General features: G+C 63.0%; 12 protein-coding genes and 1 pseudogene. 12 read left to right on the forward strand and 1 reads right to left on the reverse strand.

The window, feature by feature from the left end; genetic code table 11:
• Positions 1-16: 16 nt before the first annotated feature.
• From AC0L3E_RS22860 to trmB, 6 genes are all read left to right on the forward strand, one after another.
• Positions 17-1,129: a hemolysin family protein gene (locus AC0L3E_RS22860; protein ID WP_128306962.1), complete on the forward strand. Its 1,113-nt coding sequence runs from the start codon at positions 17-19 to the stop codon at positions 1,127-1,129.
• 16 nt (positions 1,130-1,145) lie between these two features.
• Complete coding sequence (locus AC0L3E_RS22865; protein ID WP_473605675.1) at positions 1,146-1,616, forward strand: VOC family protein; 471 nt, start codon at positions 1,146-1,148, stop codon at positions 1,614-1,616.
• A gap of 102 nt (positions 1,617-1,718) precedes the next feature.
• A complete protein-coding gene (gene lnt / locus AC0L3E_RS22870; protein ID WP_127321193.1) occupies positions 1,719-3,311 on the forward strand; it encodes an apolipoprotein N-acyltransferase in 1,593 nt (530 codons plus the stop codon).
• 140 nt (positions 3,312-3,451) lie between these two features.
• Positions 3,452-3,871 carry a helix-turn-helix domain-containing protein gene (locus tag AC0L3E_RS22875; RefSeq protein ID WP_013527901.1) on the forward strand — a complete coding sequence of 140 codons (420 nt, stop codon included), beginning with the start codon at positions 3,452-3,454 and terminating at the stop codon, positions 3,869-3,871.
• A 169-nt stretch (positions 3,872-4,040) separates the two neighbouring features.
• On the forward strand, positions 4,041-5,306 hold the full coding sequence (gene metK, locus AC0L3E_RS22880; RefSeq protein WP_473605677.1) for a methionine adenosyltransferase: 1,266 nt from the start codon (positions 4,041-4,043) through the stop codon (positions 5,304-5,306).
• A 23-nt stretch (positions 5,307-5,329) separates the two neighbouring features.
• Positions 5,330-6,031, forward strand: a complete 702-nt coding sequence (trmB, locus tag AC0L3E_RS22885; protein WP_127399232.1) for a tRNA (guanine(46)-N(7))-methyltransferase TrmB — start codon at positions 5,330-5,332, stop codon at positions 6,029-6,031.
• A 66-nt stretch (positions 6,032-6,097) separates the two neighbouring features.
• Here the strand turns inward: trmB and AC0L3E_RS22890 are convergent, their stop codons facing one another.
• Positions 6,098-6,265, reverse strand: coding sequence for a hypothetical protein (locus AC0L3E_RS22890; RefSeq protein WP_013527898.1), 168 nt, complete (start codon positions 6,263-6,265; stop codon positions 6,098-6,100).
• A 299-nt stretch (positions 6,266-6,564) separates the two neighbouring features.
• Between AC0L3E_RS22890 and rimP the strand changes: the two genes are divergently transcribed.
• The 6 genes and pseudogenes from rimP to truB form a co-directional block, all read left to right on the forward strand.
• Positions 6,565-7,209 (forward strand): ribosome maturation factor RimP, encoded by a 645-nt coding sequence (rimP, locus tag AC0L3E_RS22895; RefSeq protein ID WP_127270712.1) that lies wholly within the window; start codon positions 6,565-6,567, stop codon positions 7,207-7,209.
• Positions 7,210-7,258: 49 nt separating this feature from the next.
• Positions 7,259-8,854, forward strand: coding sequence for a transcription termination factor NusA (nusA, locus tag AC0L3E_RS22900; protein ID WP_013527896.1), 1,596 nt, complete (start codon positions 7,259-7,261; stop codon positions 8,852-8,854).
• A 38-nt stretch (positions 8,855-8,892) separates the two neighbouring features.
• Positions 8,893-9,543 (forward strand): RNA-binding protein, encoded by a 651-nt coding sequence (locus AC0L3E_RS22905; protein WP_023811407.1) that lies wholly within the window; start codon positions 8,893-8,895, stop codon positions 9,541-9,543.
• Positions 9,540-12,110, forward strand: a complete 2,571-nt coding sequence (gene infB / locus AC0L3E_RS22910; RefSeq protein ID WP_127294040.1) for a translation initiation factor IF-2 — start codon at positions 9,540-9,542, stop codon at positions 12,108-12,110. Before AC0L3E_RS22905 ends, infB begins: the two co-directional genes overlap by 4 nt.
• Before the next feature lie 125 nt (positions 12,111-12,235).
• Positions 12,236-12,676, forward strand: a complete 441-nt coding sequence (gene rbfA / locus AC0L3E_RS22915) for a 30S ribosome-binding factor RbfA (RefSeq protein WP_128363877.1) — start codon at positions 12,236-12,238, stop codon at positions 12,674-12,676.
• A pseudogene (gene truB / locus AC0L3E_RS22920) lies at positions 12,676-13,345 on the forward strand (tRNA pseudouridine(55) synthase TruB); the annotation flags it as partial. The gene rbfA and the pseudogene truB, both read left to right, overlap by 1 nt.
• Between the last annotated feature and the right edge of the window lie 51 nt (positions 13,346-13,396).

Raw genomic sequence — 13,396 nt, forward strand, 5'->3', positions numbered from 1 at the left:
AATTGACCGGACGACGATGAACGACAAACCAGAAACTGCCGCCCGCCCCGACGCCGGCAGTGCGACCAAGGCTTCCGACACGTCGGAAGAGGGATCAAGTCCGAGTACCGTTACCTCTGGTGCTAACAGTACCTCTGCTGTTGCCGGTGCTGGCAGCGCTGCCAGCGAGACGTTGCCTGCCGGTCCCTCCCTGTTCGACCGCGTTCTGGGCCTCTTTCGGCAACGAAACGGAACCAGCCTGCGTGAGGAAATTGCCGGCGCGCTTGCCGAGACGACGAGCGATGCCGGCGCCTTCTCGCCCGGCGAACGCGCCATGCTCAACAACATCCTGCGGCTGCGCGAAGTGCGCGTCGAGGACGTCATGGTACCGCGCGCCGACATTCAGGGGGTCGAAATCACGACGACGCTCGGCGATCTCCTGGGCACTTTCGAACAATCCGGCCATTCCCGCATGCCGGTCTATTCCGAGACGCTCGATGATCCGCGCGGCATGGTCCATATCCGTGACGTGCTGGCCCACATCACCAAGATCGCGCGCGTCAAGAAGGGCCGCACGACCAGGAAAACCCCCGCTGCCACGGTTCTCGATCTTGCCCAGGTCGACCTCGCACGCACCATTGGCGACCTCAATCTGATCCGCCCGGTGCTGTTCGTGCCGCCGTCGATGCTTGCCTCCGACCTGATGGGCCGCATGCAGACGACGCGCACCCAGATGGCGCTGGTCATCGACGAATATGGCGGCACCGACGGCCTCGCCTCGCTGGAAGACATCGTCGAGATGGTGGTCGGCGACATCGAGGACGAGCATGACGACGACGAGCCGATGATCACCCAAAGCGGCGACGGCGTGTTCATCGTCGACGGCAAGGCCGAGATCGACGACGTCGCCAAGATGATCGGCGGGGATTTCGCCGCCGGTGAACATGGCGAATATGTCGACACGATCGGCGGCATGATCTTCAACACGCTTGGCCGTGTTCCGGCCCGCGGCGAGGTGGTGCAGGCCATACCCGGCTTCGAATTCCACGTCCTCGATGCCGATCCGCGCCGCGTCAAGCGCGTGCGCATCGTGCAGAGCCAGAAGGGTGAGCGCCGCCGGCGCGCCACCGCGCGCACCGAACAGGCGTGAGCGTCACGCTCGCCCGATGACTGTCGACGACCCGTTCAAGCATCCAAGTCTGGGGTCCGGTGTCTTCTACAAGGACCCTCGTGCCGCGCTGGACTGGCTTGAAGCAGCATTTGGCTTCGAGCGCAGCATGGTGGTCAGCGATGCCGAGGGAAAACTCGTCCATGCAGAGATGCGATTCGGCGACAGCTACATCATCGTCGATTCCGAATGGAGCGATTATGTCGCCAGCCCGGCTTCGGTCTCGGGCAGGAACATGCAGTCGATCTATGTCAGGCTGAAGGGCGGCCTGGATGCGCATTGCGAGCAGGCGCGGGCGACCGACGCTGAGATAATCCAGGAGCCGGCGGATCAGTTCTACGGCGAGCGCCAGTATCGTGCCCGCGACCCCGAGGGCCATGTCTGGACCTTCACGCAGACCATCCGTTCGGTTCCGCGCGAGGAGGCCGAGCGGCTGGGGGGCGTTCAAATCGAGGGTTGGCACCGGTAGGGCAGGGCCGGAGCTGTGCATCTCAGCCAGCCATCCGCCCGTTTGGAGCGCGGAGCGCAGCCTGTTAAATCTTGTGTCCTGATTCGCGACTCGGAAGTATGCATGGAGCGCCTCACCGGCCGGATAATTCTGCTTTGGGGTTGGCGGCGTGCGCTCGTGGCGTTTCTCGCGGGCGCTTTTGCCGTGCTTGGGCAGGCGCCTTACGATTTCTTCGCCGCCTGTTTCGTCTCGTTTCCGCTGCTGGTCTGGCTGCTCGACGGCGCCACCGGCGAAGCTTCCGGCAGCCTGTTCCGGCGTCTGCGGCCGGCTTTTGCCGTCGGTTGGTGGTTCGGTTTCGGCTATTTCCTCGCCGGCCTCTGGTGGATCGGCTCGGCGCTGCTGGTCGAGGCCGACAGTTTTGCCTGGGCGCTCCCCTTCGCCGTGGTCGGCATTCCTTTCATGCTCGCCTTTTTCTACGGCTTTGCTGCAATCGTAGCCCGGCTGCTGTGGAGCAACGACATTGGCCGCATCGCCGCCCTTGCCTTCGGCTTCGGGCTGGCGGAATGGCTGCGCGATTTCCTGTTCACCGGTTTTCCCTGGAATGCCGTCGGCTACGCGGCCATGCCCGTGCCGCTGCTGATGCAGAGCGTCTCGGTGACGGGCATGATCGGCATGAACGCGCTCGCCGTGTTCGTCTTCGCACTGCCGGCACTGCTGGCGGCACGTCGGCACCTGCGCCTCGGCGCGGCACTGTTTGTCATGCTCGCCGCCGCCCATGTCGGCTTCGGCTATGTCAGGCTTGGCGCTCCCGAACCGCCAGCTTCACGCAGCCTGGATGTCCGCATCGTTCAGCCGGCCGTGGACCTGTCGGAAAAATGGGATGCCTCGGTGCGCGACCGCATCTTCGCGGTCCTGATGGGGCTCTCGGCCAAGGCGCCGGACCCAGGCCATCAAAAGCCGCAGCTGATCCTGTGGCCCGAAACCTCGGTGCCTTTCCTCTTCACCGAGCGTCCGGACGCATTGACGGCGCTGGGAGACATGCTCGGATCCGGCCAGATGCTGATTGCCGGCGTCGTTCGCGAGGAAGGCGGTTCGGCCGCGAATGCCGACAGCCGTTACTACAACTCCGTGGTGGCGATCGACGACAAGGGTGAAATCGCTGACGCCGTCGACAAGGTTCACCTGGTGCCGTTCGGCGAATACCTGCCTTTCGCCGATCTGCTCCAGCGTTTCGGCATCGAGCAACTGGTTGCCGGGCCGATGAGTTTCGCGGCCGGCAATGAGCGGCACGCCATCACGCTGCCCGATGGCATCCGTGCGCTGCCATTTATCTGTTATGAGGTGATCTTTCCCGATCTTGTGGCAGTTGACGCTGCGTCAGCGCAGCTTATTGTGAACGTTACCAACGATGCGTGGTTCGGCGACACGCCGGGTCCGTATCAGCATTTCAGGCAGGCCCAGATCCGCGCGGTGGAAAATGGATTGCCATTGGTACGTGCTGCCAACAACGGCATCTCGGCCGTCGTCGATCCGCGTGGGCGCATCGTCGATGCGCTTGCGATCGACGCACGCGGCGCCATCGATGCCCACATACCGATTTCCGGACAGGCGCTCATATCTCCCGGCCAACGGCGCATTAACGGAATGCTGATCATGTTGCTGTTTGCCGTTGGGGCAGCGCTGTTGAACGTAAGGCAAAGGCTACGGGTGAATTGACAGCCAACACATTAGAAACTCATACTGTAAGTGCCTGAAAATTTCTCGAAGCCGGTGGATCGTTCTGTTGGGGCAGTTGCCTCCGGCTTTGTTTGGGCAAGAAAAAATAGAGAAAGCCGAAAAAATTCGGCGAGGAAAAAATGACAGAAGACAACAAGAAGAAACCGAATCCGATCGACATCCATGTTGGCAGTCGCATCCGGCTTCGCCGCAACATGCTGGGAATGAGCCAGGAAAAGCTGGGAGAAAACCTCGGCATCACATTTCAACAGATTCAGAAATATGAAAAGGGCACCAACCGCGTCGGCGCCAGCCGATTGCAGGCGATAGCGTCCATACTCGGCGTGCCGGTCGCCTTCTTTTTCGAGGATGCGCCCGGCCAGGAGCCCGTGGCGGGCCGTGGATTTGCCGAGGACGCGTCGATGGCTTTCGCTGTCGAGTTCTGCGGCAGCCCTGAAGGCCTTCAGCTCAACCGGGCCTTTGTCAAGATCGCTGATGCCAAGGTGCGCCGCAGGATTATAGACCTGGTCAAGTCCCTCTCCGCCGACGATCCCGACTGATCCTCAATCACGCCAGCACCGGCGGCGTCTTGCCGCTGGTGGCACAAGATAACTGCATCGACATTCATGCCAGAGCCGAAGCACCGCTTGACGAGCGGCGCTTCGCCCCGCTAACACGTGGCGCGCCAAAATCGGCAGCCTGCCGATCGTTTTTCAAGAGGGGACACCCGTGACGCGGCAGAACTACTTCTTTACCTCGGAATCCGTTGCCGAGGGCCATCCCGACAAAGTCTGTGATCGGATTTCCGACGAGATCGTCGATCTGGTGTATCGCGAAGCCAAGAAGACCGGCATGGACCCGTGGAAAGTCCGTGTCGCCTGCGAGACGCTGGCCACCACCAACCGTGTCGTCATCGCCGGCGAAGTGCGTGTTCCCGACACGCTGCTCAAGAGGGACAAGGCGGGCAATATTCTCAAGGATGCCGCTGGGCATTCGGTCGTCAATCCGGCCAAGTTCAAGTCGGTCGCCCGCAAGGCGATCCGCGAAATCGGCTACGAGCAGGCCGGCTTTCACTGGAAAACCGCGAAGATCGAGGTTCTGCTGCACGGCCAGTCGCCTGACATCGGCCAGGGCGTCGACAATGCCTCCGACCGTCAGGGCGAAGAGGGTGCCGGCGACCAGGGCATCATGTTCGGTTACGCCTGCCGCGAGACGCCGGATCTGATGCCGGCGCCGATCTACTACAGCCACAAGATCCTCGAACTGCTGGCTGCCGCCCGTCACGAAGGCAGCGGTGAAGCCGGCAAGCTCGGCCCGGACGCCAAGAGCCAGGTCACCGTTCGCTATGTCGACGGCAAGGCCGCCGAGGCGACGCAGATCGTGCTGTCCACGCAGCATCTCGATGCGAGCTGGGATTCGAAGAAGGTCCGCAAGGTCGTCGAACCCTATATCCGGGAAGCGCTGGGCGAGCTGAAGATCGCCGACAACTGCATGTGGTACATCAATCCGACCGGCAAGTTCGTCATCGGCGGGCCGGACGGCGATGCCGGGCTGACCGGCCGCAAGATCATCGTCGACACCTATGGTGGTGCCGCACCCCATGGAGGCGGTGCCTTCTCCGGCAAGGACACCACCAAGGTGGATCGCTCGGCGGCCTATGCGGCGCGCTACCTGGCCAAGAACGTCGTGGCGGCGAAGCTCGCCGACCGCTGCACCATCCAGCTTTCCTACGCCATCGGCGTTGCTCAGCCGCTGTCGGTCTATGTCGACTTGCACGGTACCGGCAAGGTCGACGAGGCAAAGCTCGAGGACGCGCTGCGCACGGTGATGGATCTGTCGCCGTCGGGCATCCGCCGTCACCTCGATCTCAACAAACCGATCTACGCCAAGACGTCGTCCTACGGCCATTTCGGCCGCAAGGCCGGCCGTGATGGGTCTTTCTCCTGGGAAAAGACCGATCTCGCCAAGGCGCTCAAGGACGCGGTCGCCGCCTGACAGCGGCGCCGCAAAGTCCCACCATGGATCCGAAGGACAGACCAAGCCGCGCGACCGAAGCCTTTTTCGGTCGCCGGCGCGGCAAAACCATGCGTCCGCAGCAGGCGGCCGCACTGGAAAGCGGCTTTGGCACATATCGGCTCGATCTGACGGCTGAACCGCCGGCTGATCTGCACGCTCTGTTTGAGACGGATGTCCGCGCGGTTCGCCTTGAGATTGGCTTCGGCGGTGGCGAGCATCTCCTGCATCGTGCGATCGAGGCGCCTTCGATCGGCTTTATCGGCGTCGAGCCCTTCGTCAACGGCATGGCCAAGATGATGATGGCGGTGCGCGAGAAACCACTCGCCAATCTGCGGGTCTATGACGACGACGCCACAAGGCTGCTCGACTGGCTGCCGCAAGCCTCGCTCGACGGCATCGATCTGCTCTATCCCGACCCTTGGCCGAAGAAGAAACACTGGAAGCGGCGCTTCGTCAGCCCGGTCAATCTCGAGCGGTTCGCGCGTGTGCTGAAGCCTGGTTCAAAATTCCGCTTCGCGTCCGACATCGACACCTATGTCAACTGGACCCTGCTGCATTGCCGCGCGCATGGCGCGTTCGCATGGCAGGCTTGCGAGGCGGCGGACTGGCACCTTTCCTATGAAGGTTGGCCGGGCACCCGTTATGAGGCCAAGGCCATTCGCGAGGGACGGCGGCCGGCCTATCTGACCTTCATTCGGAAATAGGCTCGCGGTCTTAGAGCAATTCCAGGAAAAGTGTGAAACGGTTTTCCGTCCGGAATTGCGTCAAAGCTAGAAGCGGCGGCCGATGCGATCGAAGGCGGCAGGCTCGACGCCGAGATTGCGCAGGTCGTCGGCGCGCGGCCTGCGACCGGCTTCCACGGCCCGTGAAGCGGCCACGGCGCTGCCGAATACGGTGAAGAAGTCGCCTATTGCAGAAAATATCTTGCGATTGCTCATGATCATGTCCTTTCGCGCACGTATGGCGCACGGCCACATTTGTGCAGCGCAACATAAATAGGCGCGTTTCAGCGCCGATCCCATGGGTGTCGCCGCATAGGCGCCATGCGCCCCATGCAACGCTGGCGTGGGCCGCCTCGATGGCGGCGTTGCCCGACCAGCACAGCGGGCTTGAAACACAGGCCGTCATCGTCTATATCAGCCTCAAATTCTTGGTCGGTATGACGAAGAGTGGGTCCACCCGGTCCCGCTCTTTTTTATTACCTGCCGATAACTTGGTAGAGAACGACAGGGCTTCAATGACTGCAACGGCAAGCGAGGGCGACGATCGCATCATCCGCGAAAGCGGCATCGATGCGCGCATCGCGCTGATCGTCCAGCCGGTTCTGCGCGGCATCGGCTTCCGCCTCGTGCGGGTGCATCTGTCGGGCCAGAACGGGCTGACGCTGCAGATCATGGCCGAACGCGAGGACGGCACCATGACCGTCGAGGATTGCGAAGAGGTCAGCCGCGCGGTGTCGCCGGCGCTCGACGTCGATGATCCGATCGAAAAGGCCTATCACCTCGAAGTCTCGTCGCCCGGCATCGACCGGCCACTGGTCCGTAAATCGGATTTCACGACCTGGACGGGTCATCTGGTGAAGATGGAAACATCGATGGTCGTCGCCGACCGCAAGCGCTTCAAGGGCAAGATCGCCGAAGCCGGCGAAGACGATGTGCTGATCGAGCGCGACAAGGCAGCCTATGGCGAGGAGCCGACGGTGCGTGTCCCCTACGATGCGATTGCCGACGTGCGCCTGATCCTGACCGACGATCTCATCCGCGATGCCCTGTCGAAGGACAACAGGGCGCGCAAGGAAGCCAAGAAGCGCCGCGGCGAACCGGACGACGACGAGTCGGGTGCGGAAGCGGACGCCACGGAAGACCACGAACAGGAACTATGATTGAGCTGCCGGGCGCAAAGGCCCGGCAAACAAGCTCCGGAGAAAAACGATGGTTGTAAGCGCCAACAGACTTGAATTGCTGCAGATCGCCGACGCGGTCGCGCGTGAAAAGTCGATCGACAAGTCGATCGTCATCGCCGCCATGGCCGATGCGATCCAGAAGGCGGCGCGCTCGCGTTACGGTCAGGAGACCAACATCCGCGCCGACATCAACCCGAACACCGGTGAGATGAAGCTGCAGCGGCTGATGGAAGTGGTCGAGAAGGTCGATGACTACGCCACGCAGATCGCCATTTCCTCGGCTCGCGAGCGCAATCCCGACGCCCAGCTCGGCGACTTCATCGCCGAACAGCTGCCGCCCATGGATTTCGGCCGCATCGCTGCCCAGTCGGCCAAGCAGGTCATCGTGCAGAAGGTCCGCGAGGCCGAACGCGACCGCCAGTATGACGAGTACAAGGACCGCATCGGCGAGATCGTCAACGGTACCGTCAAGCGCGTCGAATACGGCAACGTCATCGTCGATCTCGGCCGCGGCGAAGCGATCATCCGTCGCGATGAGCTGATCCCGCGTGAAAACTACAAATATGGCGACCGCGTCCGCGCCTATGTCTACGATGTGCGCCGCGAGCAGCGCGGCCCGCAGATCTTCCTGTCGCGTACCCATCCGCAGTTCATGGCCAAGCTGTTCACCATGGAAGTGCCGGAAATCTATGACGGCATCATCGAGATCAAATCGGTCGCCCGCGACCCAGGTTCGCGCGCCAAAATCGCCGTTATCTCGCGCGACAGCTCGATCGATCCGGTCGGCGCCTGCGTCGGCATGCGCGGTAGCCGCGTCCAGGCCGTCGTCGGCGAATTGCAGGGCGAGAAGATCGACATCATTCCGTGGTCGCCTTCGGCGGCGTCCTTTATCGTCAACGCGCTGCAGCCGGCGGAAGTCGCCAAGGTCGTGCTCGACGAGGATGCCGAGCGCATCGAAGTCGTGGTTCCCGACGACCAGCTGTCGCTGGCCATCGGCCGCCGCGGCCAGAACGTGCGTCTGGCTTCGCAGCTGACCGGTTGGGATATCGACATCCTCACCGAGGCCGAAGAATCCGAGCGTCGCCAGAAGGAATTCGTAGAGCGTTCGTCGCTGTTCATGGAAGCCCTCGACGTCGACGAGATGGTCGGCCAGGTGCTGGCCTCCGAAGGCTTCACCAGCGTCGAGGAAGTCGCGTATGTCGATTCCGGCGAGATCGCCTCGATCGACGGTTTCGACGAGGACACCGCTTCGGAAATCCAGACCCGCGCCCGCGAATATCTGGAGAAGATCGAGGCCGAGCACGATGACAAGCGCAAGGCGCTCGGTGTTTCGGACGAGTTGCGCGAAATCCCCGGCGTCACCACCGCCATGATGGTGACGCTTGGCGAGGACGGCGTGAAGACGATCGAGGATTTCGCCGGCTATGCCGCCGACGACCTGACCGGCTGGAAGGAACGCAAGGACGGCGAGACAAAGGTCTATCCGGGCGTGCTGGCCAATCATGGCGTGACCCGCGCGGACGCCGAACAGATGGTTCTGGCCGCCCGCCTCAAGGCCGGCTGGATCACCGAAGACGAGCTTGCAGCCGAAGAAGTCTCGGCTGACGAAGCCGTTGGTGCGTGAGGTGAAACCGCATCGCACCGAACCCGCCCCTGGACGAGATGAACGATCGCACCTGCATCGTTACGCGCAAACAAGCCGAACCGGATGACCTGATCCGGTTCGTCGTCGGCCCGGATTCGGCCGTCGTTCCCGACATCAAGAGAAATCTGCCCGGCCGCGGTTGCTGGGTGAGCGCCGACCGCCTACATATCGACAAGGCTGCGGCGAAGAACCTCTTTGCCCGCGCCTTCAAGGCACAGGTGGTCGTGCCGCCCGATCTTGGCGGCATGATCGACGGGCTGCTTTCCAGGCACGCTCTGGGCATGCTTGGTCTTGCCCGTAAGGCAGGCGCAATTTCGCTTGGTGCTACCAAGGTCGAAAGTGCTGTTCGCGGCGGATTGGCGCTTTTCGTGCTCCACGCGACCGAGGCGTCCGATGACGGCGTGCGCAAGATCAGCCAGGCGCGACGGGCGACAGTCCATCTCGGCGGGCCCGCCATCCTTGCCTACAAACTTTTCTCCGAGGCCGAGTTGAGCTTGGCATTGGGGGGTACAAATGTGATACATGCTGCCGTTCTCGCGGGAGACGCGGGCAGGGCGGTCCAGAAGCGCATGGTTGCGCTCGACCGGTATCGGGGCGGTTCCCCGGACGATCTGGCAATGCTTGCGGCTGTTGCTGACGAAGATGATGCCGCAGAGGATATGGAATGAGCGATACGAAATCGGGTGACGACAATACGCTGAGTGTGACGCCGAAGAAGACCTTGACGCTGAAGCGCCCCGGTATGGAACAGGGCACTGTGCGCCAGAACTTCTCGCACGGCCGCACCAAGCAGGTCGTCGTCGAAACCAAGAAGCGCAAGTTCTCGATGCCCGGCGACAAGCCGGAGCCTGTTGCCGCCCCCGTCTTCACACCGAAGCCGGCGGTCGTGGCCGCACCCGTCGTCGTGCCGGAAGCACCGAAGGCGCCACCACCGCCGCCGGCCCCGGTCGAACGCAGCGGCATGGTGCTGAACGAACTGTCGCGCAGTGAAATGGAAGCGCGCCGCAGGGCGCTCGAGGGCTCGAAGGTTCGCGAGGTCGAGGACCGCCAGCGCGCCGCCGAGGATGCCAAGCGTCGCGCTGAGGACGAAGAGCGCCGCAAGCGCGAACGCGATGAATCCGCACGCCGCCAGGCCGAGGAAGAGGCGCGGTTGCAGACCGAGGCCGAATCCCGCCGTCGGGCTGAGGAAGAGGCCCGTCGACGCGCGCCATTGGCTGCCGAACTGGCAACGGTCGATGACGAGGAAGTGGCCAAGCCGAAGCGTGTTGGTGCCGGCGCACCGGTGCGCCGTCCGGTCACGCCCGAAGTGGCGCGTCCGGCCAAGCCGACCAAGGCCGAGGAAGACCGCCGCCGCGGCAAGCTGACGCTGAATTCAGCATTGTCCGACGAAGACGCGCGAGCCCGTTCGCTGTCGTCGATGCGTCGCCGCCAGGAAAAATTCAAGCGCGCGATGCACAATGAGCCGCGCGAGAAAGTCATGCGCGAAGTGATCCTGCCAGAGACCATCACCATCCAGGAACTGGCGCAACGCATGTCCGAGCGCGCGGTCGACCTGGTCAAGTTCTTCATGAAGCAGGGCCAGATCCTGAAGCCGGGCGACGTCATCGACGCCGACACGGCCGAGCTGGTTGCTACCGAATTCGGCCACACGGTCCGCCGCGTCGCCGAGTCCGACATCGAGGAAGGCCTGTTCAACATCGCCGACAATGCCGAGGATCTGGTTTCGCGTCCGCCGGTCGTGACGATCATGGGTCACGTCGATCATGGCAAGACCTCGCTGCTCGACGCGATCCGCAACGCCAATGTCGTCTCCGGCGAAGCCGGCGGCATCACCCAGCATATCGGCGCCTACCAGGTCGAGAAGAACGGTCACAAGATCACCTTCATCGACACGCCCGGCCACGCCGCCTTCACGGCGATGCGTGCTCGTGGCGCCCAGGCGACCGACATTGCCATCCTGGTGGTTGCCGCCGACGACAGCGTCATGCCGCAGACGATCGAATCGATCAGCCATGCCAAGGCGGCCGGCGTTCCGATCATCGTAGCGATCAACAAGATCGACAAGCATGATGCCGATCCGCAGAAAGTGCGCTCCGAACTGCTGCGCCACGAGGTTTTCGTCGAATCCATGGGCGGTGAAGTTCTGGACGTCGAAGTGTCGGCGACCAAGGGCACCAACCTCGACAAGCTGCTCGAGGCGATCCTGCTGCAGGCCGAAATTCTCGACCTGAAGGCCAATCCGGATCGTACCGCCGAAGGCGTCGTCATTGAAGCCCAGCTCGACAAGGGCCGTGGCCCCGTCGCCACCGTGCTGGTGCAGACCGGCACGCTGATGCCGGGCGACATCCTCGTTGCCGGCAACGAATGGGGCCGGGTGCGTGCGCTGGTCAACGATCGTGGTGTGCAGATCAAGGAAGCGCCGCCGGCGATGCCGGTGGAAGTGCTTGGCTTGCAGGGCACACCGCAGGCCGGCGACCGCTTCGCCGTGGTCAACAACGAGGCCCGTGCCCGCGAGATCACCGAATACCGCCAGCGGCTGGCGCGTGAGAAGGCGGTTGCCAAGCATGCCGGCCAGCGCGGTTCGCTCGAGCAGATGATGTCGCAATTGCAGACAAGCGGGCTGAAGGAATTTCCGCTGGTCATCAAGGGCGACGTGCAGGGCTCGATCGAGGCGATCAACGCCGCACTCGACAAACTCGGCACCGACGAAGTGCGTGCGCGCATCGTCCATGCCGGCGCCGGCGCCATCACCGAAAGCGACGTGTCGCTGGCGGAGACTTCGGGTGCCGCGATCATCGGCTTCAACGTCCGCGCCAACGTCCAGGCGCGTGCCGCCGCAGCGGCGGCTGGCATCGAGATCCGCTACTACTCGATCATCTACAACCTCGTGGATGACGTGAAGGCGGCTCTGTCGGGCCTGCTGTCGCCGGAGCGTCGCGAGACCTTCATCGGCAACGCGCAGATCCTCGAGATCTTCGACATCACCAAGGTCGGCAAGATCGCCGGCTGCCGTGTCACCGAAGGCAAGGTCGAGCGTGGCGCGGGTGTGCGCCTGATCCGTGACAACGTCGTCATCCACGAAGGGACGCTGAAGACCCTGAAGCGCTTCAAGGACGAAGTTTCGGAAGTCCCCGGCGGCCAGGAGTGCGGCATGGCCTTCCAGAACTACGAAGACATGCGCGTCGGCGACGTCATCGAGTGCTTCCGCGTCGAGATGGTGACCCGGACACTCTGAGTTCGAGTGACTTGTCCATACCGGGCGGTGGCCGAAAGGCCGCCGCCCGAGGTCTATTGAGAACGACCCATATGAGACATGCGGCACGGTCCCATCCCGCGCCTCACGCTTCAGGATAGAGAAAAATGCCCCGTCCAACCACATCCAGCCCATCCCAGCGCATGCTGCGCGTCGCCGAACAGGTGCGCCATGCGCTGTCCGAAACCCTGCAGCGCGGCGAGATCATCGATCCGCTGATCGAGAACACCGTGGTGTCGGTCTCGGAAGTGCGCATGTCGCCCGATTTGAAGGTCGCTACCGCTTTCGTTTCGCCACTCGGCGCCAAGGATACCGATGCGGTGGTCGAGGCGCTGAACAAGCATGCGAAATTCATCCGTGGCCGTGTCTCCGGCGCGCTGCGGCAGATGAAATTCATGCCGGAGTTTCGCTTCAAGCTCGACACCTCCTTCGACAATTTCGCCAGGATCAACGACCTCTTGAAATCGCCGGAAGTGGCGCGCGATCTGGATCCTGAGGACCAGCAAAACGCGCACCAGGACAAAGACGACAACAAGGACACCGAATAGTGGCGCGCCGCGGCAAGAAGAAGGGCCGGCCGATCTCGGGCTGGCTGATCCTGGACAAGCCGGTCGGCATGGGCTCGACCGAAGCCGTCTCCAAGATCAAATGGCTGTTCCAGGCCGAAAAGGCCGGCCATGCCGGCACGCTCGACCCGCTGGCGTCCGGCATGCTGCCGATCGCGCTTGGCGAGGCCACCAAGACCGTTCCCTACGTGCAGGACGGCGCCAAGATCTATCGCTTCACCGTCGCATGGGGGCAGGAGCGCTCCACCGATGACCTCGAAGGTCCGGTGACGAAGGAGTCCGATCTGCGTCCGTCGGAAGCCGAGGTGCTCGCCCTGCTGCCGAAATACACCGGCGTCATCATGCAGACGCCGCCGCAATTCTCGGCCATCAAGATCGCCGGCGAGCGCGCCTATGATCTGGCCCGCGACGGTGCGACGGTCGACATACCCGCGCGAGAGATCGAGATCGGCCGTCTGGACGTTGTCGAGCATGGCGCCGACCACACTGTTTTCGAGGTCGAATGCGGCAAGGGCACCTATGTGCGCTCGCTGGCCCGCGACATGGGCCGCGACATGGGCTGTTTCGGCCATATCAGCGAATTGCGCCGGGTCGAGGTCGAACCGTTCACCTCGGAGGACTTCGTTACCATCGCCGAGTTGGAAGCTGCCCGTTTCGGCGTGGTGGAGGGAAACGCGGACGCGACTGATATCGCCGACGCTA

The sequence above is a fragment of the Mesorhizobium sp. WSM4822 genome, from assembly GCF_055811155.1.

What these genes read in the sequence shown, in the direction of transcription:
- AC0L3E_RS22865 (WP_473605675.1), top strand. Translation starts at nt 1,146, where the DNA reads ATGACTGTCGACGACCCGTTCAAGCATCCAAGTCTGGGGTCCGGTGTC.
- nusA (WP_013527896.1), top strand. Translation starts at nt 7,259, where the DNA reads ATGGTTGTAAGCGCCAACAGACTTGAATTGCTGCAGATCGCCGACGCG.
- AC0L3E_RS22875 (WP_013527901.1), top strand. Translation starts at nt 3,452, where the DNA reads ATGACAGAAGACAACAAGAAGAAACCGAATCCGATCGACATCCATGTT.
- AC0L3E_RS22860 (WP_128306962.1), top strand. Translation starts at nt 17, where the DNA reads ATGAACGACAAACCAGAAACTGCCGCCCGCCCCGACGCCGGCAGTGCG.
- infB (WP_127294040.1), top strand. Translation starts at nt 9,540, where the DNA reads ATGAGCGATACGAAATCGGGTGACGACAATACGCTGAGTGTGACGCCG.
- AC0L3E_RS22905 (WP_023811407.1), top strand. Translation starts at nt 8,893, where the DNA reads ATGAACGATCGCACCTGCATCGTTACGCGCAAACAAGCCGAACCGGAT.
- trmB (WP_127399232.1), top strand. Translation starts at nt 5,330, where the DNA reads ATGGATCCGAAGGACAGACCAAGCCGCGCGACCGAAGCCTTTTTCGGT.
- rbfA (WP_128363877.1), top strand. Translation starts at nt 12,236, where the DNA reads ATGCCCCGTCCAACCACATCCAGCCCATCCCAGCGCATGCTGCGCGTC.
- rimP (WP_127270712.1), top strand. Translation starts at nt 6,565, where the DNA reads ATGACTGCAACGGCAAGCGAGGGCGACGATCGCATCATCCGCGAAAGC.
- AC0L3E_RS22890 (WP_013527898.1), bottom strand. Translation starts at nt 6,265, where the DNA reads ATGAGCAATCGCAAGATATTTTCTGCAATAGGCGACTTCTTCACCGTA.
- lnt (WP_127321193.1), top strand. Translation starts at nt 1,719, where the DNA reads ATGGAGCGCCTCACCGGCCGGATAATTCTGCTTTGGGGTTGGCGGCGT.